Source organism: Curtobacterium sp. SGAir0471 (assembly GCF_005490985.1).
In the GTDB taxonomy this organism is placed as follows: domain Bacteria; phylum Actinomycetota; class Actinomycetes; order Actinomycetales; family Microbacteriaceae; genus Curtobacterium.
The window spans coordinates 40,548-65,272 of sequence record NZ_CP027869.1; the positions used below are offsets into that span (position 1 = coordinate 40,548).

Here is a 24,725-nt window from a genome sequence, read left to right on the forward strand (position 1 = left end):
CCGATCAGCCGTAGCCCTCGTCGGACAGACGCCACCCGTCCTCGGTGTGGTGGAAGCAGAACTGCCACCCCCGCAGGGTCCCGGGCTCGGCACCCGTCATGTTCGTCTCGGTGACGTCGACCGGGATGCACTCCTCGGCGACCCCGCCGCGCTCGTCGGCCGGGATCCGCTCGACGGCGCCGATGTTCCGGTGGGCCAGCAGGTCCGGGTGCTCGTCGAACCACGACGTCGGCTGCCGCTGGCCGCACCACGACTGACCGGGTGTACCCGACGCGTCCGCGGCCGTGAGGGCTTCGGTCACCGCGCAGTCGTGTGCTTCGGCGGCGTGGAGGTAGACGCGCAGGACCTGCTCCGACGTGGCGTTCGCCGGCGGGAGCCGCCGCGCGACCTCGGCAGCGTGCTCGAGGTGCACGCCGACAGCGGCACCGGTCCCGACGACCAGCACGGCAGCGGTCACCAGGACCGTCGGCAGGATTCGTCGTCGTGGCGCTCGGTCGTGTGCGGTGTCCGTGGGTGCCTCCTTCGACAGCGGTCGGATCCCCTCCTGGTCCGACCCTGACACGGCACGGCGCCCGTCGGCATCGGCCCTCGGGACGAAGCTCGCTGGCCGCTCGACCGGTGGGTAACGTGATCATCTCGCAGATGGCAGATATACCACTGTTCCACATCCGGGATTCCCGGCGCTACAGTCGCATCACCAGGGTGACCAGATCCTGGTGCGCACCTCGAGAAAGAGACGATCTTGCAGAACTTCCGTCCTCGGTCGGCCGGTATCGCGTTGGCTGGCGCGCTCATCGCGGCCGGCCTCGTGAACGCTCCCGCTGCGAACGCAGCTGCGCGATCGTCGGCGGACGCGACCCAGAGCATCGACGACACCGTGCCGGATTCCGTCACGATGGAAACCGTTCATCGAGCCATCGACGAAGCCCGGTCCGCAGGAGCGATCACAGCGGAGCACACCGCGGCTGACGGTACGACGACCGTCGTGATCGAGGGGGAAGACGGAACGACGCTCGAACTGAACACCGGCGGTCCGGACGCCCGCCTGGGTACGGGGTCCGACCGATACGGCATGTACGTCGCGTTCAACGCGTTCGATCAGAACCTCATCATCAGCGGGGCGCTGACCGCGATCGCCTCCGGCATGTGTGCGCTCGGCCCCGCGGTGTGTGCCGTTGCTCAGGTGGCAGCGCTCCTCGCGAGCAATGCCATCGGCGGTGGTGGTGGCATCCGCTGCGGTACGAAGTCGCTGCGCGTCTACCCCGTCTCGCACCACGCACCCCGATGTGCCTGAGTGCAGAGCGGTGCTGAGGCTCCTGACGAACGTCTGGTTCGCGGTCGCGGTCGCGGTCGGCCTGCTCGTCGCAGGCTCTGCATACTTCGCGAGCACGGTGGACACACCGGGTCAGTGGACGGCTGCGGTGGTCAACTCGATCGCCGTCGGGGCGAGCGGCGCCTACGTCGGCACGATGATCCGTCGTCGTCGCCGACGGAACACCAGGCGCTGAACGCGACGGACGGGAGGCGCGGTGTCAGCCGGCACCTCGCCTCCCGTCCGTCGTGTGGTGGCGACCTACGCGTCGACGCTCGCGGACAGCACCGCGGCGGCCGGGTCGAAGTCCTCCGGCAGCGGCTCCGGCTTCGTGATGCGCGAGGCGATGTCGACCGCCTGGCCGGACTCCGCCGCGTCCCGGATGCCGAGCATGACGTCGAGCGCGTGCGACGCGACGGCGCCGGAGGCACGCTCCGGGCGGCCCTCGGCGATCGCGCGCGCCATCTCGACGACGCCCGTGCCGCGACCCCACGTGGAGCCCTTGTGCTGGAGGGTCGTCGGCTCGTCCTTGCCGAGCGTCCACAGCGTGCTGTCCCCGTCGAAGACGTTCGGGTCCGGCAGCACGATCGTGCCCTCGGAACCGTTGATCTCGACGAAGCCGTTGCGGGGCAGGGCGTGCTGGAACGACAGCGTCGTCTGCGCTGACTGCCCGTCGGCGAAGGAGATGAGCGCGGCGTGGTGTGTCGGCACCTCGACCGCGAACTCCGTGCCGGCACGGGGGCCCGAGCCGATCACGCGGGTCTCGCGCGACTTCGACGACACGGCTTGCACGCGCGAGGCCGAGCCGAACGCGTGGAGCAGGGTCGTGACGTAGTACGGGCCGATGTCGAACAGCGGACCGGCGCCCTCGGCGTAGAGGAACTCGGGATCCGGGTGCCACTGGTCCGGGCCGGGCACGTGGAACATCGTCGTCGCGGTGAGCGGCGTGCCGATGTCACCGCGGGCGATGGCGCGGATCGCGGTCTGGATCCCGGCGCCGAGCACGGTGTCGGGGGCGGTCGCGTACCGCACGCCGGCGGCCTCGGCCGCAGTGAGGAGCGCCTGGGCGTCCTCGGCGGTGGTGGCGACCGGCTTCTCGCTCCAGGTGTGCTTGCCGGCGGCGATGATCTGCTGGCCGACCTTCGCGTGCTCGGCCGGGATCGTGATGTTCACGACGATCGAGATGTCGTCGCGGGCCAGGAGCTCCTCGACGGTGCCCGACGAGGGGACGCCGTACTTCTCGGCCTGCGCGGCAGCGCGCTCGAGGATGAGGTCGGCGACCATCAGGACCTCGACGTCGGCGAACTGCGTCAGGTTGGTCAGGTACTGGTCCGAGATGTTGCCGGCACCGATGACGCCGACTCCGACGCGGCTCACTTGTCGTTGTCCTTCAGCCAGGCGAGGGACTCGGTGATGCCCTGGAAGACGTCACCTGAGTACGCGTCGAACTCGACGACGCGGATGGCCTGCGGCGCGGCGGCGAGGATGCCCCGCACGTCGACGTCGCCCTGACCGGCCGGGGTCTGGTTCTCGAAGGCACGCTGGAGGGCCTCGGGCACGACGAGGGCGCTCTCGGAGGAGGGCAGCGCGGTGAGGATGTCGCCGTCGACCTTGCCGTCCTTGACGTGGATCGCGACGACGCGGTCGCCGAGCGCCTTCAGGACGGCCGGCGCGTCGGCACCGCCGACGGTGGCCCAGAAGGTGTCGACCTCGAGCACGGTCTCCGGCGAGAGCTGCTCGACGAACAGGTCGTAGACGGTGCGACCGTCGACCTTGTTCGTGAACTCCCACTGGTGGTTGTGGTAGCCGAACTGCAGGCCGCGGGCGCTGGCCTCGGCGGTGAGCTCGTTGACGCGCTCGGCGATCTTCGCGACGTCGTCGGCGGTCTGCCAGCGGTCGGTCGGGATGAACGGGTCGATGACGGTCGTGATGCCGAGGCGCTCCGCGGCGTCCCAGATCGGGGCGGTGTCCTCGGCGTCGATCACGGCGACGTGACCGGACGGAGCCTGCAGACCCGTGGCGGCGAAGGCCTTCTCGAGGTCGGCGGCGCGCTCGACGAACGCGTACGGCTCGACGTTCTCGTAGCCGATCTCGCGCACCCGGGCGATGGCCTTGTCGAGGTCTTCGGCGATGGCGTCGCGCAGCGAGTACAGCTGCACAGAGGTGGTGGGCATGGCAGAGGGCTCCTTCGGTCCTGTCAGGTTGTCGGGGCCCGTCGAGGATCGATGCTCCCCGGCGAGATCGAGACCGACGCTACCCCAAAAACCACCCGCTGTGTAGTTTTTGTCGCTGCGAGGGTCACGTGGCGCAACGACACGCACGGCTGGTGATCTGGACGACACGTGTCGCTCCCGGCGCGGGCGATGTATGCTCGCCGACGGAAAACCTTGCAACACAAGGTTTCCGTTCGACTCAAGGAGGCGTCATGAGCACACCCGAACCCGGCAGCCCCGCACTGCTGAACCCGGAAGAGGGCATCACCCAGCCCGTCAGCACCGTCAAGGTGGGGATCGGCTACCAGGTCGCCCTGTTCCTCGGACAGTTCGGTCTGTTCGTGGCGCTCATGGCCCCGGTCTACGTCAGCATGCAGATCAAGGCGCAGGCGCTCGTCGGTGACGACGCCGCGAACGTCATCGGGTCCGTGCTCCCGATCGGCGCGTTCGGCGCACTCATCATGAACCCGCTCGCCGGCGCGCTGTCCGACCGGACCCGCACCCGCTGGGGCCGTCGCCGTCCGTGGCTGCTCGGCGGTGTCGTCGTCTTCGCGATCGCGCTCGCCTGGATCGCCTACGCGCCCGACGTCCTCAACCTGACGCTCGGCTGGCTGCTCGCGCAGCTCGCTGCGAACGCCACGCTCGCCACCCTGCTCGCGAGCTTCGCCGACAACGTCCCGCAGCTCCAGCGCGGCCGGGCGTCGAGCATCATCGCCCTCGCGCAGAACATCGCCGTGCTCGCCGGCACCTACCTGTCGGTGTTCTTCGTCGCGAACCTGCCCGTGCTGTTCATCGCCCCGGGCATCCTGGCGATCGTCCTGGTCGTCGTCTACGCCCTGGTCGCCCGTGACGAGCTGCCGACGTACAAGCTCAAGCGGTTCACCTGGATCAACCTCATCTCGTCGTTCTGGACGAACCCGATCAAGAACCCCGACTTCGCGTTCGCGTGGTGGTCGCGCTTCCTGATCATCCTGGCGACGTTCATGTTCACGACCTACCGCCTGCTCTACATGCAGGAGCACCTGGGGATCGAGAGCCTCGAGGAGGCCACCTCGGCGGTCGCCTTCGGTGTGCTCCTCTACACGCTCGCACTGCTGGTCAGCGCGGCGCTCTCGGGCTGGGCGTCCGACAGGATCGGTCGCCGCAAGGTCTTCGTCGGTGGTTCGACGGCGCTGTTCGCGGTCGGCCTGGTGATCCTCGCCCACGCCGACACGGTGACCGGCTTCTACGTCGCGGAGGTCGTCATGGGCTTCGCCTACGGCATCTACTCGGCCATCGACACCGCGCTCGTCGTGGACGTGCTGCCGAACGCGGACCGGCCCGGCAAGGACCTCGGCGTGATCAACATCGCGAACGCGCTGCCGCAGTCGCTCGCGCCCGCCATCTCGCTCTTCTTCCTGAAGATCGGCAGCGACCACCCCGACAACTACGCCCTCATGTGCTGGGCCGCCGGGATCGTCGCTCTGCTGGGTGCGCTGGTGGTCATCCCGATCAAGCGGGTCCGCTGACGCTCGTCACGGGTCGCCACCATGGACGGACTGGAGGCGCGTTGCCAGCTGGCACCGCGCCTCCAGTCCGTTCGTCTGTCGGCCGCCGTCCCTCCGCAGGTCACGTCGCTAGCGTGGGACGGTGCGATCCACCGACACCCGTTCCTTCGACACCTCGGCCGGCACGATCGAGGCGGTCGTCGACGGCGATGTGACCCGCGCACTCGGGATCCCCTACGCGCAGGCCGACCGCTTCGCACCGCCGGTGCCGCAGCCGCCGTCCACCGCGCCGTTCCGCGCGGACACCCCGGCACCCGTCCCACCGCAGCCGAGCGCGACCTTCGTCGACCAGCTCCTGCCGTCGATGGACCACCTGCGGGTCGACGAGCACTGCCAACGCCTCAGCATCACGGCGCCCTCCGACGTCCGGCACGACGAGCGCCTGCCGGTGATGGTCTGGGTGCACGGCGGGTCCTACGTGCTCGGCGGCGGTGACCTGCCGATCCACGACGCGCACGACCTGGTGACCGAGCAGCGCGTGGTCGTCGTCACCGTGACGTACCGGCTCGGGGTGCTCGGGTTCCTCGGCGACGGCGAGACGGTGCCGGCGAACCTCGGCCTGCTCGACCTGGTCGAGGCGTTCCGGTGGGTGCAGCGGAACATCGCGGCGTTCGGCGGCGACCCCGACTCGGTGACGGCCTTCGGGCAGTCCGCCGGGGCCGACGCGATCGCGCACCTCATGATCAGCGAGGGTGCGCGCGGCCTGTTCCGCCGCGCGATCGTGCAGAGCGCGCCGCTCGGGCTCTCGCGGGGTCGGGCGCGGATGAACCGGGCGATGGTGCGGGCCGTCGGGGCCGTCGCGGCGGACACCCCGCTCGACGAGGTCCTCGAGCGGCAGGCGCGTGCGACCAGGGCCGGGGGTCGGTACGGTCTGGCCGGCGGGATGCCGTTCGGGACGCAGTACGGCTTCGCGCCGCTGCCTGCCGAACGCGACACCGACCGGGCCTGGCGCTCGGTCGCACCCGACGTCGACGTGCTCATCGGGTCCGGGTCCGACGAGGCGGGCATGTACGTGCCGCTCGTTCCCGGGCTCCGGACGGTGGCGCGCTGGCGGCCGCTGCGGTCGCTGCTGCGGTGGTTGCTCGTCCGGCCGCTGTCCGAGGTGATCTACGGACGCGATGCACGGCGCTTCGCGGAACGGCACCGGGACGCGGGTGGACGGGCGACCGTGTACCGACTGCTGCGGCACCCGTCGGTGGCACCGGTCGGGGCGGTGCACATGAGCGACCTGCCGCTGCTGCTCGGCGGACGGTCGGCGTGGGTCGGCAGCCGGTTCGTCCCCGAGCGGGACTGGCCCGTCGTCGAGCGGCGCGGACGGGCACTGCGTGCGATCTGGGCGGACTTCGCACGGACCGGTCGCGTGCGCGCGGCGGACGACGAGACACTCGTGTTCGACCGGGGGTGAGGGCTCCCGGTGGTGCGCAGGAGCCGGGACCGTCGTCCCGGCTCCTGCGCTGTGTCACGGCGCCGTGGCCCGCGCTCAGCCTCGGCGCGTCGCCCCGATCGCCCAGACCCGCGGCGGCTCGACCCCGTTGACGGCGTGGTCGCCGATGATCCGCGCCTTGAACACCCACGGGTTGTGGCTGCCGGCCGTGCGGGCGTTCCGCCAGTGCCGGTCGAGGTTCTTCGTCGTGCTCACGCCCGAGGCCGCGAGGGCGTCGAACAGGTGTGACGTCGCCGTGGTCGCGAGGGACGTGAGCGCGACCTGCGCCTGCGCGGTCGCGAGCTCGGCGCGGTCGTTGCGCCGCTCGTCCTCGGCCTCGTCGAGGGCCGCACCCTCGTACGCCGCCTGCAGCGCCTCGGCCGCCCGGTCGACGATCGCCGTCGCCGCGAAGCCCGCCGCGGACACCTCGCCGACGACCTGCAGGATCTGCGGGTCCTGGGCGAAGGTGTCGGCGTTGCCGTGCGAGAAGACCCGGTTGCGGTTCCGGACCTGCAGCGCGATCTCCCGCTCGGCCGCCAGGACGGACCCGGCGAGGACGGTGAGGAGCACCGCCTGGTAGAACGCGGTCTGGTACTTGAAGCGATCGTCGAAGAGCACGACCGCGTCGGCCTGCACGACCGCATCGGTGAACGTGCTCGTCCCGGAACCCGTGGTGCGCTGGCCGAAGCCGTCCCAGTCGTCGGAGTGGGCGACGCCCGGCTGGTGTGCGTCGACGATCGCGATGACCCGCTCGCCGGTGTCGGTGCGCTCGGCGTAGGTGTCGATCCAGTCCGCGAAGATGCTGCCGGTCGAGTAGTACTTCTGCCCGGAGATGCGGAAGGTGCCGTCGTCCTGCGGTGTCACCTTCGTGATGACGTCGCCGATCTGCACCGCCCCGACCTCGGTCCACGAGTTGCCGGCGATCTCGCCGCGACTGAAGCGCTCGAGCCAGGCGTCGCGTTCGCCGGAGCGTGCGACGAGTCGGTCCTCGACCAGCGCGAAGTGCCCGCGCAGGGCCTGCGGGATGTTGCTGTCCGCGGCGGCGAGCTCGGTGAGCAGCCGGAAGAGCTGCGGGAGCGTCGCGCCGGCACCTCCGAACGCGACGGGGACGCGGACGGCTCCGAACCCCGCGGCGGCGAGCTCGCGGATCTCGTCGAACGGCAGCCGGTGGTCCTGCTCCCGCTCGGAGGCGCCGGCGGCGATGCGGTCGAAGATCGGCCGGAAGCGTCCGGCCAGGGTCTCGTAGTCGGCGGGAGCGTCGGGCAGTCGTGTGCCGGGCTGTGCGGTGGTCGTGTCGGTCATGGTGTGGTGCCTTCCGGGTCGCGGTCAGGTGTTCCGTGTGCGTGTGCGTGTGCGTGTGCGTGTGCGTGTGCGTGTGCTGGTGCGTGTGCGTGTGCGTGTGTGCGTGCGCTGGTGCTGGTGCCGCTGCTGGTGCTGTTGCTGGTCAGGCGGCGGCCGTCGGGGCGACGACCGGGGGCTGGGCGGTGGCCGGCAGTGCCCGTCGCCCGCCCCGTCGGGAGAGCACGGCCGCGCCGACGAAGACGACGACCGCGACGAGGGCGGCGCCCGCGGTCCAGGCGGGCCCGGCCGGCCACCGTCCCGCGAGACCGAGGAGGGCCGGCACGGTGGTGGTGGTCTGGCTGGCGAGGACGAGCGCCCAGGCGGTGTACCGGCCGATGTCGCGCCCCAGGGCGAGCAGGAGGAAGAAGAGCGTCCAGAGCCCGGCCCAGGTCGCCCAGAGCACGGCGAGGACCGGGTCCGCGGTGACGTTCGTGACCGCGAACACGACGGCGATCGCGGCGACCAGACCGCAGAACCAACCGAGACCGGTCGAGCCGAGTCCGGCGAGTGCGTCGAGCCCCACGTACAGGTAGGTGAGGCCGAACAGGAACGTCCCTGCGATCGACAGCAGGACGGACAGGGACCCGTCGGCCGTGACCGCGACGGCCGTGCACAGCACGAGCTGCACACCGCCGATCAGGACGTTGAACACACCGCTGTCGCGGCCGGGGACCCGACCGAGCAGGGTGAGCCCGTTGATGAGCAGTGCCGCTCCGGAGAGCACCAAGCAGATGTACGCCATGCCGATGACCGTGGCAGCGGTGAGACGGCTGCGGAAGGGTTGTGTCGGACTGTGTCCGACGGTGACGATCCGTGACGTCGAGCGCACGGCCCGCTTCCCGACGTCGCTCGCCCCCGGACGGGAGGTCGCGCGCGATCCGCACGGTCGGCAGGATCGACCACATGCCCGACGCCGACCTCCGCGCCCGCATCGTCGCCGGTGCCGCCGATGCCTTCCGTGACGGTGACTTCCACGCGGTCGGACCGGACGACGTCGCCCGGGCTGCCGACGTCCCGGTGGCCGACGTGCACCGCGTGTTCCCCTCGTGGGAGCTGCTCGTCGTGGCCGTCGTCGACCGGTGGGCGAAGGTCGGCCGCGACGCGCTCCGCGGGGTGGCCGAGCAAGAGGGGGCCGTCGCGTACCTCCGGGCACGGCTCGACCGCGGTCAGCAGCACCCCGCGACCGTCCGGGTCCGCATCGCGCTGCTCAGTGCCACCTCGACCCCGGGTCACCCGGCGTCGGGGTGGTTCCGGCAGCAGTACACGACGCTGTTCGAGGACGTGACGCTCGCACTCGCGCGGGACGTCGTCGCCGGTCGGGAGCCCCGCGGCGCTGCCCCGCGGCACGCCGCCGAGCAGCTCGTCGCGCTCTTCGAGGGGCTCCAGCTGCAGGCGATGCTCCGCGACGACGCCGATCTGCTCCCCGGGTGGGACCGGGCGGTCGCCCGGATGCGGGCCGGGTGGGCAGCGGCCGCCGTCACCGCCTGACGCGAGCGACCAGCAGCACGACGGCACCGACGACCAGCGCCGCCGCGACGAGCGCCGGCACGCGGAACGCCAGCGCGGTGACGGTACCCCCGACCCCGGCGCCCCCGAGCAGTGCCCGCACACCCACGGCCAGCGCCAGCACGACGACCACGCCGACGGCGACGACCGGCACGACGCGCTCGACGGGGCGCAGCGGCTCGACCTCCCGGGCGTCGGTCCGGCGCCACCAGACGGCTCCGACGACGAGCAGGGCCAGCAGTCCGAGCACGCTCGACACGTCCTGCAGCAGGAAGGGCAGCGGGTACCCGCCGACGGTGGTCTCGCGGAGCGCCGGCCAGGCCAGGACCACGAAGCCGTGCTCGTGCGTGAAGCCGTCCCACACGACGTGCGTCACGCTGCCGAGCACGCACCCGACGACGACGGGCAGCGCGTCCCGCGCGGTGAACGAGGGTCGGCGACCCCAGTCGAGCGGGAGCCGTCGTCGCAGTCGGGGGACGACCGGCGACCAGGCCGGACGCACCAGGAACCACCACGTGGCGAGCACGACGAGGGAGACGGCGAGGTCGATGGTCGGGATGCCCCACCACGAGTGCGCGTCCTGGTAGGGCGGCAGGAACGGTGCGAACAGCACGGCGTCGGGCGCCATCGCCCCGACCGCGACGGCGGCCACCGGCAGGGGTGTCCGGCGCGCGGCCAGGGCGACGACCGCGTGGCTGACGGTGAACGGCACGATCAGGTCCTCGTCACCGGGTCAGGTGGGTGCGCTGCATGAACCACTCGACGCCCTCGGCCAGGGCGACGCCCGCGGTGTGCCAGTCGTGTCCGCCGTCCTCGACGATCCGCTCGGTCACCCGGACGCCCGCAGCGCGGGCGGCGGCCACGACCACCGGGACGACCGGACCGTACCGGCTGTCGTCGGCGCCTGCCGCGACGAAGGCGGCGGAGTCGCGGTAGGGCGCCCCCTCGGCGAGCACCCGGAGCGGCTGGGCCGCTTCGTACGCCGCCCGGTCACCGTTGAAACCCCTGGAGATGGTGTCATTGCGGTCCTGCAGGATCGGCCCGATCTGTCCGGAGACGTCGATCCACGACCCGAAGCGGTCCGGCCGGCCGGCCCCGAGCTGCAGGGCGCAGGTGCCTCCCTGCGAGAACCCGGCGATCGCCCAGTCCTCCGCGCGGGTGGCGGCGTGCAGGTGCGTCCGCACCCACGTCGGCACGTCGCTCGTCAGGTAGGTGGCGCTGTTCCCGAGCGGGCCGTCGACGCACATCGGGTTGTTCGAGGCCCGGGCGAGCTGGTCCGGCATCACGACGATCGGCGCGAGCCCGTGGTCCCGGCGGGCGATCGCGTCGAGCCGGGCCGCCATCCGACCGGCCTCGATGATGTTCGCCGGCGCCGCACCCGGGCCCTGCCCGGAGAGCATCACGACCACGGGGAGCGCAGGGGCGTGCTCGACGAGTGCGGCCGGGGGCAGCCAGACGATCGCGGGTCGGGCGTGGAAGTGCGAGACGTCGCCGGAGATCCGCACGGACCCGTACCGGCCGTGGGACGGCATGTCGTGCGGCGGTCGCCAGTCCGCGGCGTCGACGGGGCCCGATCCCGCGTCCGGGTCGTCCGGCAGGCGGAGGGGTGGGACGTGGGACTGCCCCAGGGCGTCGGCGATCGTGGGGAAGAGCCCGGCGTCCCGGTTCACCGCGAGTCCGCCGGACACCAGGGCGAGGGGCACCAGCAGCGCGGCGACCACCCGGGTCAGCCGTCGGCCCCGGCGCCCCCGTCCAGCGCGCACGAGTCCGACGACCGCGACTCCGAGCAGGGCGCAGACCACGCCGGTCCAGACCCGGTCGACCCAGGTCGGCGGCACTCCGAGCACGTCGAGGACGTCGCCGAGCCACCAGGACAGGAACGTCCCGACCAGCGCACCCGCGGCGATCGCGAGGGCTGCCCAGCGCCAGGACCGTCGGACGGCGGTGAGCACGAGGGCGGCGGCGAGCAGGGTCAGGGCGTAGAGCGGCAGCAGCACGTGGGCGGACAGGAGCGGCAGGGTGGTCACGGGCGGGTCCGGCGGTCGGGACGCTCTCGGGTATCCGACGGGTGACGGGTCAGGAGCGGCGTTGTCCAGCGACCGTAGCGAGCCGAGGTGTCCGGATCGGCACCGGGAGGGGCTTCCCCGGTGCTCTCCCGGCTGATCCTGAGCGATCCTGCACGCGCGGTGGTCTCCCGACGGCCGGAGCCTGTCCGACCGGCCAGCCCCGGATGGTCCGTCGGCCGTGCGGAGGACCGCACCGACCCGCGCCGACCCCGCACCCGACGGTCGACGGCGGCGCGTCTGGGTGTGCCCTCCAGCCCGTCCTGGCAAGGTCAGCGGATGGAGTACACGGACTACGACACCCGGCTCGCCGCCTACGGCGTGATCACCGAGGGCGACCGTGTGCTCCTGGCCCGACTGCGGATCCCGGAGGCCGGCACCTGGACGCTGCCGGGCGGCGGTGTCGAGTTCGACGAGACCGTCGAACAGGCCGTCGTCCGCGAGGTCCGCGAGGAGACCGGGTACGAGGCGTCGTGCGGTCCCCTCCTCGGCATCCGACACCACATCGTGCCGAAGGAACGCCGGATGCACGACACCGGACGGCCGATGAAGGCCGTGCAGGTCGTGTTCCGGGTGACGCTCACCGGCGGCGAGCTCCGCAACGAGACCGACGGATCGACCGACGAGGCCGCGTGGGTCCCGATCGCCGAGCTGCCACACCGCCGGCACGGGCTGCTCGTGCCGATCGCCCTCGAGTGGGCACGACGGCCGTGAACGGTGTGGCCACCGACCTGTCCGCCCGGCTCTGGGACGAGCGGGCGCTGCTCGGTGACCTGATCACGGCCGCTGCCGACACCGACCGAATCCGACATCTGCTCGGCCGGTTGCGCAATCTGCACCTCGAGCGGGACGTCCTCGTGCACGCCCTCGCCGAGCGGTGGGGCACCGATCCCGACACCGCGACGCTCCGGTCGCTCGAGCGCGTCGCGCCCCCGCCCTGGGACCTGATCCTGCCCGAGCACCTGGCGGCCCTGACCGCCCTGGTCGCCGAGGTCGACCTGCTGCTGCCTCCCGGGCCGCTGCGCGACACGTGGGTCCGGATCAGTCCTCGAGCACGCTGAGCACGTTCCCCGACGGGTCGGTGAACCACGCGATGAGCGGTCCGCCGTGCCGGTTCACCCCGCGCTCGTCGGTCACGCCCTCGTACTGCAGGAACGTCACGCCCCTCGCGGACAGCTCGTCCACGGCCGTGTCGACGTCCGGCACCGGGAAGTTCAGGACCGTGAACGACGCCGGCTCGTGAGCGGGCCCCTTCGGGTAGACGAGCACCCCGGGCCCGGAGCCGAGGTGCAGCACGAGCATGCCGTGGTCCTCGCTCACCGGCAGACCGAGCACGCCCTCGTAGAACGCCCGTGCCTCGGGGACGTCCCGCACCGAGAACCCGCTGAACGCCGTCGCCGCATCGACCATGCGGCCAGTGAACCACCGCTCCTGTCAGGATGGGACCGTGACCACGACCGAGCTGTCCGTCGACGACGCCGTCGAGCGGGCCCTGGCGCTCGCCGGCCGTCCCGGTCGCACGGTGCTCGGCATCGCGGGTGCGCCCGGAGCGGGCAAGTCGACCCTGGCCCGACGCATCGTCGCAGCGGTCGACGCGGCCCACGGAGCCGGCACCGCGGTGCAGGTCCCGATGGACGGCTTCCACCTGGCGAACGCCGCGCTCGACGCCCTCGGCCGGCACGACCGCAAGGGTGCGATCGACACCTTCGACGCGGCCGGCTACGTGGCACTCGTCCGCCGCCTGGCCGCAGCTGACGACGGGGTGGTCTGGGCACCGGACTTCGACCGCCGCGTCGACGAACCGATCGCGGGCAGCATCGCCGTCCCCGGGAGCACCCGGCTCGTCGTCTCCGAGGGCAACTACCTGCTCGACGCCGACGCGCCCTGGTCCGCCCTGGTCGACCTGTTCACCGAGACCTGGGCGTGCGTCGTGGACGACCGGGTCCGCGTCGACCGTCTGGTGGGCCGGCACATGCGGCACGGACGCGACCACGAGGCGGCCCGCACCTGGGCGCTGGAGGTCGACGGCGTGAACGCGGCGAGGGTCGCTGCCACGGTGGGGCGGGCCTCCAGGACGATCCGGACCTGACCAGCCCACGCCCGGGCGACCAGCCCAGCAGCACCGAGCGACAGGAGCGACCATGACCATCGCCATCACCGGCGCCACCGGCAACATCGGCGGTGCCGTCGCCCGCGCGCTCGCCGCGGCGGGCACGCCGTTCCGCATGGTCGTGCGCGACGCAGCGCGCGCCCCCGAGCTGCCCGGGACGGACGTGGCGGTCGCCACGTACGCCGACCCGGATGCGTCCCGCGCCGCGCTCGAGGGCGTGGACCTGCTGCTCATGGTCTCCGGCGCCGAGGCGCAGGACCGCCTCGACCAGCACCGCGCGTTCGTGGCCGCGGCAGCGGAGGCGGGCGTCGGCCACGTCGTCTACACGTCGTTCGTGGGGGCGGCGCCGGACGCGACCTTCACGCTCGGCCGCGACCACTGGGCGACCGAGCGCGCGATCGAGGACACCCCGATGGTGCACACGTTCCTCCGGGACTCGTTCTACCTGGACTTCGTCGAGGACCTGGTGGGCGAGGACGGCGTGATCCGCGGACCGGCGGGCGTCGGCGCGATGGCCGCGGTTGCGCGGGCGGACGTCGCACGGGTCGCGACCGAGGTGCTGCTGCACCCGTCGGACCACGTCGACCGGACGTACGAGCTGACCGGGCCGGAGGCGATCACCCTGGCCCAGGCAGCCGCGACCGTCTCCGAGGTGCGCGGTCGCGCGGTCACGTACCAGCCGGAGACGGTGGCTGAGGCGTACGCCTCGCGGGCGCGGTGGAACCCGGAGCCGTGGCAGGCGGACGCCTGGGTGAGCACCTACACGGCGATCGCCGAGGGTGCGCTGGCGCACGTCTCGACGGATGTCGAGCGGGTCACCGGTCGTCGGCCGCTGTCGCTGCGCGAGGTGCTGCAGGCGGGCTGACCGGCCGGGAGGCGCGCCCCGCGTCCGTCACGCCCATCCGGATCGCGCTCCTCCTGTGAGCACCGCGGCCGACCCGCGTACGGTCGATCGGGCCACCCCGCGGGACCCTGACCGCGGGAGCCCGGATCCCTGTTCCCGGGCTGGTCTCGTCTGACCCAGCGTCGACCCGACGGCGCCGTGGCGCGGGGGCGGCCGTCCCGGACCCGAACCGACGGCGGACGCCCTCGCATCCCCGGGCGTGGTCCCGGCCGGTCCGGCTAGCGGCGAGCCGCGCGCAGCGTCTCAGCGGGCAGCTCGCCGAACTCCTCGCGGTACGCCCCGGAGAACCGGCCCATGTGGGTGATGCCGACCGATCGCGCGACGTCGGACACGGACCTCGGCTCGCCGGTCTCGAGCTGCTGACGCGCCATCAGGAGCCGCACGTTCCGCAGGTAGGTCATCGGGGTCGTGCCGTGGATCCGCTGGAACGCGCTCTGCAGTCCCCTGGTGCTCATCCGGGCAGCCGCCGCGACGTCGTCGACCGTGACGTGCTCGGCGACGTGCTCGAGCAGGTACGTCTCCGCATCGGCGAGCCCGGCGTGCGCGGTCCGCACCGCGGGCTGCTCGACCGGCCAGTGCGGGATCGCGGTGAGCAGGCCCGCGGCGGCCATCCCGGCGAGCTCCTGCTCGCGGTCGAGGGGGACCTCACCCGTCGCACCGAGGATCTCGGCGGCCACGGCGCGGACCATCAGCCACCACGCGGCCAGCGGCGCGCCCTCCGGCACGTGGTTCGGCTGGAACTCGAGCGGGCCGGGCTCCCACCCGCCGCGGGCAGCCGCCACCTGCTCGACGATCTCGCGGTCGATCCGCATGACGTCCTTCTGGAACCGGTCCCACTGCACCTGCTGGCGACCGGGCGTGTAGAGGACCGGCCGTCCGATCGGGAGCTGCTGACCGCCGACGACCGCGGTGCCGGCCTTCAGCCACGCGATGACGATCGCGGACGACGCGTCCACCTCGCCCCGGACGGTGCCGGTGCAGCTGGTCGACTCGAGCGTGAGCAGCGAGGTGCCGGTCAGGGTCTCCTCGAACAGGAAGTCGCTGCTGCCCGTGACCTCGAGTCCTCGGACCGTGAAGGTGTGCTGGATCGCACTCCTCGCGGTCGCGGGTTCGCGGGTCCTCGTCACGAGGCGTGTCCGGGTGAGCGTCGCGGAGGGGTCCGCGGCGGTGTCGTTCTCGATCATGCGTGGTCGTTCGTTCAGGGGCGGCGGAGGGTCTCGCGGGGGTACTCCCCGTGCTGTTCGGCGTAGGCGGCGGCGAAGCGTCCGGCGTGGGCGAAGCCCCAGTGCCGGGCGACCTCGGCGATGTTCGTCGTCGCCGGCTCGCCCTGCAGCAGGGCGTCACGGACCCGGTCCAGGCGGACGCGGCGGAGGTAGGCGTTCGGGCTCATCGCGAAGACACGCTGGAACGCGTGCTGCAGTGCCCGCAGGCTGAGGTTCGCCACCTGGGCCAGGTCGCTCGTCGTGATCGGCAGGTGCGCGTGCTCGTGCACGTACTCGACGGCCAGGCGCACGTGCCCGTTCTTCGGCAGCAGCAGCTCGGGCGGCAGGGACGCGGACACCACCGGGTAGAGCTCGAGCAGTGCGAGCGCCCCGAGCCGTCCCATCTCGGCCTGGAGCAGCGGCGAAGCCCGTCCGTCCATGACGGTGTGCGAGATGAGCTGCACGCTGCTCCGCCACACCTGCAGCGCACGGTCGTCCGGTCGGACGGTGTGGTCGAGCCGCAGGCTCCCCGGCGCGATCCCGCGCTCCCCGGCGACGGTCTCCAGGGCGCTCCGGTTGACCTGCACGATCCGCTGGTCGTAGTCGTCGTACGAGAAGGCGGCGCCCTGCTGCGGCCAGAGCTGCGGCCGGCCCGTCTCCATGACGATCCGGTCCGTCCCGGAGCCGATCCAGGCCGTCCCCCGGTTGGTCCACTGCACGACGAAGTCCTCGGACGGTGTCATCACGCCCTCGAGGTGCCCGTCGAACCGGATCGTCCTGAGGGTCATCGCCTGGTCACCGACCGCGGTGTAGCGGAACGAGAAGGGCTGCCGAGTCTGGTCGGCGCTCCACTGCTGTCCCGCGTACGCCGAGGCCAGGAAGTCGCGGGCCTCGTCGAGGTCGGTGCTCTGCGTCGCTTCCTGGATGCGGGACGGCTGCTGGTCGCTCATGTGATCGACAGCAGTGTGCAGGAGGAGTTACACGTGGACCAGAGTTGTCCAGAACACGTCAGGACCTGACCTTGATTGCGCGTTCCGTGCTGACGGTGCCGTCCTGCGGCGGGGGGCTCGCGGTGCTGGTCCGACGGTCGTCCAGCGACAGGTCGCGGCCCCGGACGTCCGGAAATCGACGGAGGTGCGGTGACCGCTGGCGACACCGACCGGCCCGCTCGTACCGTCGGACCACCGCCCGGTACCTCCGATCGGTACCGAGCAGACGAGGACGACATCATGACCACCATCACCGCCGGCGACCTCCGCGTCGCCCCGAGCACCGCCCACGACGTCGTGGCGCTCCGTCGTCGCCGTCCTTCCCAGCGCAGCCCGTTCAGCGAGGTCGTCGAGGCCCGCCGGCAGCACACGCTGCAGGTCGCCGCGGTCAGCACGGGCATCCTGTCGGTCACCGTCGCCGCCTCGGCCGCGATCGTCCTGTCGCTCTCCGCATGAGCGCCGCACTCCTCGACCAGCTCCGCGGCGACCCGACCGAGTGGCACCGCCGGGGCATGAGCGCCCCCGCGGACATCGACCGGATCGTGGCCGACCGACTCGGTGCCCTGTACACGACCAGCGCCCGGGGGACCGAGCCCTCCTACGCCGACTTCTTCGTCGCTGCCTGACCCGGGCAGCGGTCTCGCAGAGCCGGTCACGACCCCGACCGGTAGCCTCGACACCGGAAAGCACATGACACTCCTCACCCTCACCCCCAGCACCCGGGAGACCACGACGCAGCGCGCCGCGACCGGCGCCGCCGACGCGCTCTTCACCGAGCACGGTGTCATCCCGGTCACGCTGCAGCAGGTCGCGGACCGTGCGGACCTGAGCCTCGAGGAGCTGACGGCGGCGTACCCGACGAAGCACGCACTGGTCGTCGCGGTGCTGCAGCGATGGCACGGCTCCTGGCGTCGCGCCCTGGACCGCATCACCGCGGTCTCCTCCGACCCCCGTGATGAGGTGCTCGGCGTCTTCGGGTACCTCGAGGAGTGCTTCGAGGACGAGGGCTGGCGTGGCTGTGCGTTCATCAACGGACACGCTGAGCTCGGGCGACAGGACCCCGACGTCGCGGCCCTCGCACGCGAGCACTTCCAGGACGTCGAGCGGCACCTCACCCTCGTCTGCGAACGCGGCGGGATGCCCGCGCACGTCGCACAGGGGCTCGCCCTGCTGGTCGAGGGGGCACGCGTCGAGTCGGCCGTCCAGCGGTCGTCGCAGCCGGCTCGCGCCGCGCGCCTGACGGCGGCGATGCTCATGTCCGTCTACGAGGCGCGTCCGGCGTTCTGACCGACGGCGGTCCGGCCGGGAGGCGCGGCACGTCCCCGCCGCGCTCGTCCGGGCACCGTGGGGTGCTGCTCCGTCCGCCGCGTCAGCCCACGCGTCGCGCCGCGAGCGTCCCCGCCACACCGAGCGTCAGCACCGCGACGAGCACGACGAGGAGCGGTGCCGTCCAGTCACCGGTCGCGCCGTGCAGGGACCCGGCGACCAGGGGCCCGGCGGAGCCGATCAGGTACCCGCCGCCCTGCACGAACGCGGACATCCGGCGGGCGTCGTCGTCGCTCGTGACGATCCGAACGACGATGATGAAGACCACCGTGATGCCGCCACCCTGGGCCGCCCCGCCGAGCACCGACCAGAGCAGCCAGAGCTGCGGCGCGAACAGCGGCCCGAGCGGCATCGCGAGCCAGAGGAACGCGACCAGAGCGATGATCGCGCGCGGTCGCCAGCGGGTCGCGAGCACCGGTACACCGAGCGCACCGACGACCGCCAGGATCTGGAACACCGACGAGCTCGCGCCCGAGGACTCCGCCGAGAAGCCGATCTCGTCGTGCAGCAGCGTCGGGATCCAGGCGGTGAGGGCGTAGTACGAGAACGCCTGACCGCCGAACGCCAGCGTCAGCCCCCAGGTGATGAGCCGACGCGCGGGTCGGACGGGCTCCGCCGTCGCCGAGACCGTCCGGACCGACCCGGTCTCGGTGAGGAGCTCGACCGGCCCGGTCGCCACCACGGGCTCCGACCGCACCGGCCGGAGCCATGCCGCCCGGGCCCCGACGGCGTACGTCCACGCGAGTCCGGCGACGACCGCGAACACCGCCCACACGGCGATCGTGACGGGCCACCCCCACGCTGCGGCGATCGGTGCGGTGCCGAGCGAGGTGATCATCGACCCGACGTTGAGCGCCGACGTGTACACGCCGGTGACCAGGCCGACGCGCTCGGGTGAGGTGTCCCGCCGGATGACCACCGGGATCACCACGTTGCCGATCGTGATGCCGATGCCGATCACCGCGGTGCCGACGAGCAGCCCCGCGGTCGAGGGGATCGAGCGGACGACGGTGCCCGCGAGCACGATCACGAGCGCCAGGGACACCGCACGCTCCGGGTCGGCCTTCGCGATCACCCAGCTCGCGAACGGCGTCGCGAGCGAGAAGCAGAGCACCGGGATCGTCGTCAGGAGCCCGGCGACCGTCGCGGTCAGCCCGAGGTCGACGCGTAGGTCACCGATCACCGGCGCGGGCGCCACGATCGGCCCGCGCAGGTTGAGTGCGATGAGGACGATCGCCGCCGGCAGCAGCCAGGCCGCCCCGCGGAGTCCGCGTCGGGCGACGGCGGTCACCGGTCCTCGCTCACGCGGCGTCCGGCAGCAGGATCGGCAGCAGGTCGAGCGGGGTGGCGGCACCGGCGACGGTGCCCTCGGCCTCGGCGGGGGAGCCGTAGCCCCACTCGGCAAAGACGACCGGCACACCGTGGACGCGGGCGCCCTCGACGTCGTGCAGCCGGTCACCGACGAGCACCGGGCGGCTGACGTCGTGGCCGGCGGCCTCGAGGCGGCGCAGGGCCTCGGCGACGACGTCGGCCTTGGCGCTCCGGACCTCGTCGTCGCTCGCGCCGGTGACGAAGTCGAAGTACCCGGTCAGGCCGTAGTGGTCCAGGATCACCGTGGCCGGGGTCTCGGGCTTGCTCGTCGCGGTCGACATCGGCAGTCCGGCCTCGTGCAGGGTGCGCAGCACGACGTCGATGCCGGGGAACATCGCCGAGTCGAGGGCGCCGTGCGACAGGTAGTGCTCGCGGTAGACGGCGAGGGTGCGCTCGGCGCCGGCGTCGTCCATCCCCATGGCGGTCTTGAAGGTGTCCATGATCGGCGGACCGACGAACGACATCAGCGTCGCGTGGTCCGGCACGGGCACGCCGACCGTGCGGAAGGTGTGCGTCATGCTCTCGAGGATCCCCGGAGCGGAGTCGCTGATGGTCCCGTCGAGGTCGAACAGGATGGCGGTGTAGGGGCGCGTCATGTCCTGACCAGCCTAGTCGGGGCGGTGGGACCGGCCACGGGGCGGGCCGGTCGGCGCACGGCGGGGGCGGGCGAGCCTCCAGGCCGGGTCCGGTGCCGCTGCCGGTGTCGGAGCGGGAGCCACGACGTGGCACGTGTCGATCGACGCGTTCGGTGTCGCAGAGCGCGCCGCTACCGCTCAGAACAGGCGGGTGTGCCCGCCCTCGATGCCGCGCATCGCGTCGTAGTCGAGCACGAGGACGCGGATGCCGCGGTCCTCCGCCAGCGTCCGGGCCTGCGGGGCGACCGTCTGCGCGGCGAGCACGCCCTGCACCGGCCGCAGGTGCGGATCGCGGTTCATCAGCTCGAGGTACCGGGTGAGCTGCTCGACCGCGTCGATGTTCGCGTTGCGCTTCATCTCGACGGCGACGCTCGCACCGGCGTCGTCCCGCGCCAGGATGTCCACCGGTCCGATCGCCGTCATGTACTCGCGGCGGACGAGGGTGTGCCCGTCGCCCAGGAGCTCGATCTGCTCGGCCAACAGCTGCTGCAGGTGCGCCTCGACGCCGTCCTTCACCAGGCCCGGGTCGACGCCGAGGTCGTGGACCTCGTCCGCGACCACCTCGTACAGGCTGACGATGAGCTTGTCCTGCGTCTTCTTCTGCGTCACCGTCCACACCTGGGTGATGCCGGCGCTCGCCTGCTCCTCGTCGGGCTCGGTCATCTCGATCGAGCACGGCGGGCTCATCCAGTTCAGCGGCTTGTAGGAGCCGCCGTCCGAGTGGACGAGCAGCGAGCCGTCCGCCTTGAGCATGAGCAGGCGGGTCGCGAGCGGCAGGTGGGCCGACAGGCGTCCGGCGTAGTCGACGGAGCAGCGGGCGATGACGAGACGCACCCGGCGATCCTAACGGTCGGTGCGCGTCCCGCCGGACGCGGCCGGGTCCGCCATCGTGTCGTCCGTCGGCTCGGCCTGGAGGCGCGGCTCGCCTCCGTCGGTCGCGTCGCGTCCCGGAGCGTGGCCGGTCCTCTCCGCATGCCGCCTCCGCAGCGTCTCCGCCGCTGCGCCGGTCTCCCGCGCCGCGCCCGACGCCAGACCGGCGGCGATGATGAACACGAACACCACGAGCAGCGCACCGAGCAGGCCGATGTGCTCGCCGAGGAACCCGATCAGCGGCGGGCCGGCGAGGAACGCGACGTAGCCGATCGTCGCGACCGCGCTGACCTTGAGCGCTGCCGAGCGGGGGTCGTCGGCCGCCGCGGACATGCCCATCGGGAAGCCGAGGCTCGCGCCGAGCCCCCAGAGCACCACACCGACGATCGCGATCGGGATCACGTCCACGAAGATGAGCAGCCCGAGGCCGACCACGGCGACGGCGGCGCTCACGCGGAGCACGGGCACGCGGCCGAACCGGTCGATGAGCGGGCTGCCGGCGATGCGTCCTGCGGTCATCGCGGCGAGGAACACCGTGAGCACGGCGGATCCGGCGGCGTTGTCGAGCCCGTGGCCGTCGATCATGGCGAGGGGCAGCCAGTCGTTCGCCGAGCCCTCGGCCAGCGCCATGCCGAGCACGATGACGCCGATGAGGAGTGTCGACGGCTGCGCCCACACCTGCCAGCGCGTGAGCTGCACCGGCGTCGGGCTGGTCGCGGTGGACTCGTGCTCCTCGTACCGGTGCTCGTCGCCGAAGCGCGATGCCGCGGCGAGCATGACGAGGCACACCACGACGCCGAGCACCGCGAAGTGCAGGACGACCGGGACCTCGAGTGCCTCGGTGAGTGCACCGAGCCCCGCACCGGCGAGGGTGCCGACACTGAACGCGGCGTGGAACAGGGGCATGATCGTGCGGCCGCCGGCCTTCTCGGCGGCGGCGCCGGAGACGTTCATCGACACGTCGACCAGGCCGTTGCCGAACCCGAACGCGATCAGGCCGATCCAGATCGCGACGAAGCCCCACCCGTAGGTGACGGCGAAGCCCGCGAAGACGAGGCCGACCGCCAGGCAGACCGAGGCCACCTGCACACCACGCCGTGCGCCGACCTTCGCGACGATGTGTCCGGCGAAGGTCAGGCCGCCGATCGAGCCGACCGCCATGCCGAGCACGAGCAGGCCCATCTCGAACGTGGTGGCACCGAGGGAGTCGCGCACGCTGGGGATGCGTCCGAGCCACGTGGCGATGGCGAGGCCGGACAGCGTGAAGGCCACGAAGACCGCGGTGATCCAGGTGCGGGTCGTCGTGGCGGATCGGGTGGACGTCGTCGTCATGCGGAGCTTCCGGTCTCGTGCGGGTGTGGCTTCGGCTGTCCGGTCGAATCGATTCGACCGCTTCGTGAGACTACGCTAACGGGCGATGGACCACCCGGCAACAGCACCCGGCGCGTACGGGGCGACGAACCCCCGCGACCACGCCGACGGTCCCGCGCGCCGCGGACCCCGACCGACCCTCGCCGCGGTCGCCCGAGCAGCCGGGGTCGCACCCTCGACCGCCTCCCTCGCCTTCAGCGGTGCCGGGCCGGTGTCCGACGACGCCAAGGCCCGCGTGCTGGCCGCCGCCGCCGAGCTCGGCTACGGGGGCCCGGACCCGCGGGCGCGTTCGCTCCGCCGAGGTCGCTCCGGGGTCATCGGCGTGGTGATGGACGAGCGCTTGAGCGACGCCTTCCGCGACCCGGTGAACGTCCTGACGCTCGACGGCATCGCCGAGGTCGCCGGCGAGGCGGGCGCCTCCCTGCTCCTCGTGCGCAGCCCCCTCGACGACGAGCAGGGCGCCGGGCCGATCGTCGACGCACCGATGGACGCCGTGGTCCTGGTCGGGTGCAACGTCCGGATCGACCCCGCGGTCGCCGTGCTCCGACGCCGGCAGATCCCCGTCGTGGCCATCGAGGCCGACGACATCGAGGGTGCGGTCCCCGTGCAGCTCGACAACCGCGAGGCCTCGGGCCGTGCCGCTGCGTACCTGCGTGACCTCGGCCACACCGCGGTCACGGTCGTCACGCTCCCGCTCGACGCCGAGCGTCGTCGCGGCCCGGTCGATGCCGCGCGCGAGGCCGAGGGTGTCGCGCACACCACGATCCAGCGGCTGCGCGGCGTCCGCGAGGAGTACCCGGATGCCGTCGCGGTCGAGGCCGCCGGCAGCTCGGTGGAGGAGGGCCGCATCGCGGGACAGACCCTCTTCGCCGGCGACGGACCGGTGCCGACCGCCGTCGTGGCGCAGAGCGACCTGCTCGCCGTCGGGGTGATCTCGGCCGCGCTGGACGCCGGACTCCGGGTGCCCGAGGACGTCAGCGTGATCGGGTTCGACGGCATCACCGTGGACGACAGCCTGCTCCACCGGTCGCCGATCCGGCAGCTCACGACCCTGGTGCAGCCGTTCGAGCAGAAGGGTCGGGCCGCCGCACGCGCCGCGCTCGCGATGCTCGAGGGTGCCGAGCCGCAGCCGGCGGCCTTCCGGTCGGAGCTGCGGGTGGGCGACACGACGGGCCCGGTGCGTCGGGCGCTCGGCGGCTGAGCGGCCGAGGTCGGACCCGCGCGACGGGTCCGCGACCGACGGTGGGCTAGGAGCCCGAGGGGCCGCTCGCGGCGCCGCACGGTAGCGGACCGCCCGAGCGCAGCGGGTCCGGACCTCGACGCCGTGGCCGGCTGGTCGACCGCTCCATCCTGGAGGCCGACTGGGGGATTCCTCAGCGCGACGTGCCCCCACGGCACCCTGCCGCGGAGCGGGCGCGCCTACGCTCCGTTGTCGTGCAGCAGGTTCGACGGTCCGGGGTGGTGACGTGGATCGTCGTCGTCCTCGTGGTGGCGGCGGTGTCGGCGGGGTCGACGCTGCTCGTCGAGCGGTCGTCCGGGTCGGCTGCTGCGACCTCGTCGGCCACCACGACCCCGGCCGCCGCACCCTCGGCGTCGGCTCCGGTCGAGCGGCACGCGACGACGAGCACCCTCGGCATCCCGCCGGGCGAGCGACCCAGCGCTCACGAGCCGTCGAGTGTCGACCTCGCGACGACCTGGACGCCACCCGCCGACCTGCCGCAGCAGGGGCGCCTGCTCCACGTCGCCGTCCCCGGTACCACGTCGCACTTCGTCGCACGGGACGCACTGCTCTGGCTCCCGCCGGCGGCACTGGTCGCCGACCCGCCGCCGCTGCCCGTAGCGGTGCTGATGGCGGGCCAGTCCCGCGGAGCAGGGCCGGACGACCTCGAGACCGCCGGGCACATCGCGCAGACGATGGACGCGATCGCGTCACTGCACCGCGGGCTCGCACCGATCGTCGTCGTCCCGGACCAGCTCGGGCCGCAGTCCGGCAACCCGATGTGCATCGACGGTCCGCTCGGGAACAGCAGCACGTACCTCGAGCAGGACGTCCCCGCCTGGATCACGAGCCACCTGCGTGTGCAGACGGGGGCGGCCGCGTGGACGATCGGCGGGTTCTCGCAGGGCGGCACCTGCGCGATCCAACTCGGCTCCGGTGACCCCGCGCGCTACGGCAACATCGTCGACGTCTCGGGGGAGCTCGGCCCCTCCCTCGGGAACGAAGCGCGGACGATCGCGCTCGGGTTCTCGGGGAACGCGGCGGCGTACCGGGCGGCGCAACCGCTGGCGATCTTGGCGCGCCACGGGCACTACCCCTCGACGTGCGCGTTCTTCACCGCGGCGGCGCTCGACCGCAAGTACGGCCCGGCGATGCCCGTCGTGGCCGCGCGGGCGGCTGCGGTCGGCATGCACGTCACGACGTGGGAGATGCCGGGGGCGCGGCACGACTGGACCATGGCGAGCGAAGCGATCGCGGCAGGGATGTCGTGGCTGGAGCCGCACGTGGGACTCGCCGTGTCCGACTGACGAGTAACGGCCTCCG

The 24,725-nt window shown here is 72.6% G+C and carries 27 protein-coding genes; 13 read left to right on the forward strand and 14 right to left on the reverse strand.

The window, feature by feature from the left end:
* Positions 1-4: 4 nt before the first annotated feature.
* Entirely contained in the window at positions 5-457 is a 453-nt protein-coding gene (locus C1N91_RS00200) for a hypothetical protein (RefSeq protein WP_137766089.1), read from the reverse strand.
* 528 nt (positions 458-985) lie between these two features.
* Between C1N91_RS00200 and C1N91_RS16505 the strand changes: the two genes are divergently transcribed.
* Positions 986-1,294: a hypothetical protein gene (locus C1N91_RS16505; RefSeq protein WP_175415833.1), complete on the forward strand. Its 309-nt coding sequence runs from the start codon at positions 986-988 to the stop codon at positions 1,292-1,294.
* A gap of 279 nt (positions 1,295-1,573) precedes the next feature.
* On the opposite strand, the gene C1N91_RS00210 is transcribed toward C1N91_RS16505, so the two are convergent.
* Positions 1,574-2,689 carry a Gfo/Idh/MocA family protein gene (locus tag C1N91_RS00210; protein ID WP_137766091.1) on the reverse strand — a complete coding sequence of 372 codons (1,116 nt, stop codon included), beginning with the start codon at positions 2,687-2,689 and terminating at the stop codon, positions 1,574-1,576.
* Complete coding sequence (locus C1N91_RS00215; protein WP_175415834.1) at positions 2,686-3,486, reverse strand: sugar phosphate isomerase/epimerase family protein; 801 nt, start codon at positions 3,484-3,486, stop codon at positions 2,686-2,688. Before C1N91_RS00215 ends, C1N91_RS00210 begins: the two co-directional genes overlap by 4 nt.
* Before the next feature lie 251 nt (positions 3,487-3,737).
* On the opposite strand from C1N91_RS00215, the gene C1N91_RS00220 reads away from it, so the two are divergent.
* Positions 3,738-5,033 (forward strand): MFS transporter, encoded by a 1,296-nt coding sequence (locus tag C1N91_RS00220; RefSeq protein ID WP_137766092.1) that lies wholly within the window; start codon positions 3,738-3,740, stop codon positions 5,031-5,033.
* Positions 5,034-5,154: 121 nt separating this feature from the next.
* On the forward strand, positions 5,155-6,477 hold the full coding sequence (locus C1N91_RS00225; protein ID WP_137766093.1) for a carboxylesterase family protein: 1,323 nt from the start codon (positions 5,155-5,157) through the stop codon (positions 6,475-6,477).
* A 75-nt stretch (positions 6,478-6,552) separates the two neighbouring features.
* Here C1N91_RS00225 and C1N91_RS00230 read toward each other — a convergent pair whose 3' ends face one another.
* Positions 6,553-7,797: an acyl-CoA dehydrogenase family protein gene (locus C1N91_RS00230; RefSeq protein ID WP_137766094.1), complete on the reverse strand. Its 1,245-nt coding sequence runs from the start codon at positions 7,795-7,797 to the stop codon at positions 6,553-6,555.
* Positions 7,798-7,939: 142 nt separating this feature from the next.
* Positions 7,940-8,578 (reverse strand): AmiS/UreI family transporter, encoded by a 639-nt coding sequence (locus C1N91_RS00235; RefSeq protein ID WP_137766095.1) that lies wholly within the window; start codon positions 8,576-8,578, stop codon positions 7,940-7,942.
* Between the two features lie 161 nt (positions 8,579-8,739).
* Here C1N91_RS00235 and C1N91_RS00240 point away from each other — a divergent pair, with 161 nt between their 5' ends.
* On the forward strand, positions 8,740-9,324 hold the full coding sequence (locus tag C1N91_RS00240; RefSeq protein WP_137766096.1) for a TetR/AcrR family transcriptional regulator: 585 nt from the start codon (positions 8,740-8,742) through the stop codon (positions 9,322-9,324).
* On the opposite strand, the gene C1N91_RS00245 is transcribed toward C1N91_RS00240, so the two are convergent.
* Positions 9,314-10,054 carry a DUF4184 family protein gene (locus C1N91_RS00245; protein ID WP_175415835.1) on the reverse strand — a complete coding sequence of 247 codons (741 nt, stop codon included), beginning with the start codon at positions 10,052-10,054 and terminating at the stop codon, positions 9,314-9,316. The two genes, C1N91_RS00240 and C1N91_RS00245, sit on opposite strands and share 11 nt — an antisense overlap.
* 13 nt (positions 10,055-10,067) lie before the next feature.
* Complete coding sequence (locus C1N91_RS00250; RefSeq protein ID WP_137766098.1) at positions 10,068-11,369, reverse strand: alpha/beta hydrolase; 1,302 nt, start codon at positions 11,367-11,369, stop codon at positions 10,068-10,070.
* Between the two features lie 315 nt (positions 11,370-11,684).
* Here C1N91_RS00250 and C1N91_RS00255 point away from each other — a divergent pair, with 315 nt between their 5' ends.
* Both C1N91_RS00255 and C1N91_RS00260 read left to right on the forward strand, forming a co-directional pair.
* Positions 11,685-12,119: an NUDIX hydrolase gene (locus C1N91_RS00255; RefSeq protein ID WP_058728293.1), complete on the forward strand. Its 435-nt coding sequence runs from the start codon at positions 11,685-11,687 to the stop codon at positions 12,117-12,119.
* Positions 12,116-12,466: a hypothetical protein gene (locus C1N91_RS00260; RefSeq protein WP_137766099.1), complete on the forward strand. Its 351-nt coding sequence runs from the start codon at positions 12,116-12,118 to the stop codon at positions 12,464-12,466. Before C1N91_RS00255 ends, C1N91_RS00260 begins: the two co-directional genes overlap by 4 nt.
* Here C1N91_RS00260 and C1N91_RS00265 read toward each other — a convergent pair.
* The gene (locus C1N91_RS00265; RefSeq protein ID WP_137766100.1) at positions 12,447-12,815 is read right to left on the reverse strand and encodes a VOC family protein; all 369 of its coding nucleotides are present in this window, start codon (positions 12,813-12,815) and stop codon (positions 12,447-12,449) included. The two genes, C1N91_RS00260 and C1N91_RS00265, sit on opposite strands and share 20 nt — an antisense overlap.
* Between C1N91_RS00265 and C1N91_RS00270 the strand changes: the two genes are divergently transcribed.
* Both C1N91_RS00270 and C1N91_RS00275 read left to right on the forward strand, forming a co-directional pair.
* On the forward strand, positions 12,814-13,494 hold the full coding sequence (locus C1N91_RS00270) for a nucleoside/nucleotide kinase family protein (protein ID WP_175415836.1): 681 nt from the start codon (positions 12,814-12,816) through the stop codon (positions 13,492-13,494). The genes C1N91_RS00265 and C1N91_RS00270 overlap by 2 nt on opposite strands.
* 52 nt (positions 13,495-13,546) lie before the next feature.
* Positions 13,547-14,380 carry an NmrA family NAD(P)-binding protein gene (locus C1N91_RS00275; protein ID WP_137766102.1) on the forward strand — a complete coding sequence of 278 codons (834 nt, stop codon included), beginning with the start codon at positions 13,547-13,549 and terminating at the stop codon, positions 14,378-14,380.
* A gap of 257 nt (positions 14,381-14,637) precedes the next feature.
* Here C1N91_RS00275 and C1N91_RS00280 read toward each other — a convergent pair whose 3' ends face one another.
* Positions 14,638-15,603: a helix-turn-helix transcriptional regulator gene (locus C1N91_RS00280; RefSeq protein WP_137766103.1), complete on the reverse strand. Its 966-nt coding sequence runs from the start codon at positions 15,601-15,603 to the stop codon at positions 14,638-14,640.
* Between the two features lie 14 nt (positions 15,604-15,617).
* Positions 15,618-16,571 (reverse strand): AraC family transcriptional regulator, encoded by a 954-nt coding sequence (locus C1N91_RS00285; RefSeq protein WP_137766104.1) that lies wholly within the window; start codon positions 16,569-16,571, stop codon positions 15,618-15,620.
* 279 nt (positions 16,572-16,850) lie between these two features.
* Here C1N91_RS00285 and C1N91_RS00290 point away from each other — a divergent pair, with 279 nt between their 5' ends.
* From C1N91_RS00290 to C1N91_RS00295, 3 genes are all read left to right on the forward strand, one after another.
* On the forward strand, positions 16,851-17,066 hold the full coding sequence (locus C1N91_RS00290; protein ID WP_137766105.1) for a hypothetical protein: 216 nt from the start codon (positions 16,851-16,853) through the stop codon (positions 17,064-17,066).
* Positions 17,063-17,236, forward strand: coding sequence for a hypothetical protein (locus tag C1N91_RS16510; RefSeq protein WP_175415837.1), 174 nt, complete (start codon positions 17,063-17,065; stop codon positions 17,234-17,236). The genes C1N91_RS00290 and C1N91_RS16510 overlap by 4 nt, the downstream gene beginning before the upstream one ends.
* A 64-nt stretch (positions 17,237-17,300) precedes the next feature.
* Positions 17,301-17,897 carry a TetR/AcrR family transcriptional regulator gene (locus C1N91_RS00295; protein WP_137766106.1) on the forward strand — a complete coding sequence of 199 codons (597 nt, stop codon included), beginning with the start codon at positions 17,301-17,303 and terminating at the stop codon, positions 17,895-17,897.
* An 82-nt stretch (positions 17,898-17,979) separates the two neighbouring features.
* On the opposite strand, the gene C1N91_RS00300 is transcribed toward C1N91_RS00295, so the two are convergent.
* The 4 genes from C1N91_RS00300 to C1N91_RS00315 all read right to left on the reverse strand — a co-directional run bounded on the left by C1N91_RS00300 (position 17,980) and on the right by C1N91_RS00315 (position 22,144).
* Positions 17,980-19,227: an MFS transporter gene (locus C1N91_RS00300; RefSeq protein ID WP_137766107.1), complete on the reverse strand. Its 1,248-nt coding sequence runs from the start codon at positions 19,225-19,227 to the stop codon at positions 17,980-17,982.
* A 10-nt stretch (positions 19,228-19,237) separates the two neighbouring features.
* Entirely contained in the window at positions 19,238-19,903 is a 666-nt protein-coding gene (locus C1N91_RS00305; RefSeq protein WP_137766108.1) for an HAD hydrolase-like protein, read from the reverse strand.
* A 177-nt stretch (positions 19,904-20,080) separates the two neighbouring features.
* Complete coding sequence (gene nucS / locus C1N91_RS00310) at positions 20,081-20,776, reverse strand: endonuclease NucS (RefSeq protein WP_137766109.1); 696 nt, start codon at positions 20,774-20,776, stop codon at positions 20,081-20,083.
* Positions 20,777-20,785: 9 nt separating this feature from the next.
* On the reverse strand, positions 20,786-22,144 hold the full coding sequence (locus C1N91_RS00315; protein WP_137766110.1) for an MFS transporter: 1,359 nt from the start codon (positions 22,142-22,144) through the stop codon (positions 20,786-20,788).
* 85 nt (positions 22,145-22,229) lie between these two features.
* Between C1N91_RS00315 and C1N91_RS00320 the strand changes: the two genes are divergently transcribed.
* Both C1N91_RS00320 and C1N91_RS00325 read left to right on the forward strand, forming a co-directional pair.
* A complete protein-coding gene (locus C1N91_RS00320) occupies positions 22,230-23,384 on the forward strand; it encodes a LacI family DNA-binding transcriptional regulator (RefSeq protein ID WP_137766111.1) in 1,155 nt (384 codons plus the stop codon).
* A gap of 233 nt (positions 23,385-23,617) precedes the next feature.
* On the forward strand, positions 23,618-24,709 hold the full coding sequence (locus C1N91_RS00325; protein ID WP_137766112.1) for an alpha/beta hydrolase: 1,092 nt from the start codon (positions 23,618-23,620) through the stop codon (positions 24,707-24,709).
* The last annotated feature ends 16 nt before the right edge of the window (positions 24,710-24,725 follow it).

Coding starts and splice junctions, on each gene's coding strand:
- C1N91_RS00215 (WP_175415834.1), bottom strand. CDS start 3,486: ATGCCCACCACCTCTGTGCAGCTGTACTCGCTGCGCGACGCCATCGCC.
- C1N91_RS00220 (WP_137766092.1), top strand. CDS start 3,738: ATGAGCACACCCGAACCCGGCAGCCCCGCACTGCTGAACCCGGAAGAG.
- C1N91_RS00230 (WP_137766094.1), bottom strand. CDS start 7,797: ATGACCGACACGACCACCGCACAGCCCGGCACACGACTGCCCGACGCT.
- C1N91_RS00235 (WP_137766095.1), bottom strand. CDS start 8,578: ATGGCGTACATCTGCTTGGTGCTCTCCGGAGCGGCACTGCTCATCAAC.
- C1N91_RS00240 (WP_137766096.1), top strand. CDS start 8,740: ATGCCCGACGCCGACCTCCGCGCCCGCATCGTCGCCGGTGCCGCCGAT.
- C1N91_RS00255 (WP_058728293.1), top strand. CDS start 11,685: ATGGAGTACACGGACTACGACACCCGGCTCGCCGCCTACGGCGTGATC.
- C1N91_RS00270 (WP_175415836.1), top strand. CDS start 12,814: ATGCGGCCAGTGAACCACCGCTCCTGTCAGGATGGGACCGTGACCACG.
- C1N91_RS00265 (WP_137766100.1), bottom strand. CDS start 12,815: ATGGTCGATGCGGCGACGGCGTTCAGCGGGTTCTCGGTGCGGGACGTC.
- C1N91_RS00275 (WP_137766102.1), top strand. CDS start 13,547: ATGACCATCGCCATCACCGGCGCCACCGGCAACATCGGCGGTGCCGTC.
- C1N91_RS00280 (WP_137766103.1), bottom strand. CDS start 15,603: ATGATCGAGAACGACACCGCCGCGGACCCCTCCGCGACGCTCACCCGG.
- C1N91_RS00285 (WP_137766104.1), bottom strand. CDS start 16,571: ATGAGCGACCAGCAGCCGTCCCGCATCCAGGAAGCGACGCAGAGCACC.
- C1N91_RS00290 (WP_137766105.1), top strand. CDS start 16,851: ATGACCACCATCACCGCCGGCGACCTCCGCGTCGCCCCGAGCACCGCC.
- C1N91_RS16510 (WP_175415837.1), top strand. CDS start 17,063: ATGAGCGCCGCACTCCTCGACCAGCTCCGCGGCGACCCGACCGAGTGG.
- C1N91_RS00295 (WP_137766106.1), top strand. CDS start 17,301: ATGACACTCCTCACCCTCACCCCCAGCACCCGGGAGACCACGACGCAG.
- C1N91_RS00305 (WP_137766108.1), bottom strand. CDS start 19,903: ATGACGCGCCCCTACACCGCCATCCTGTTCGACCTCGACGGGACCATC.
- C1N91_RS00315 (WP_137766110.1), bottom strand. CDS start 22,144: ATGACGACGACGTCCACCCGATCCGCCACGACGACCCGCACCTGGATC.
- C1N91_RS00320 (WP_137766111.1), top strand. CDS start 22,230: ATGGACCACCCGGCAACAGCACCCGGCGCGTACGGGGCGACGAACCCC.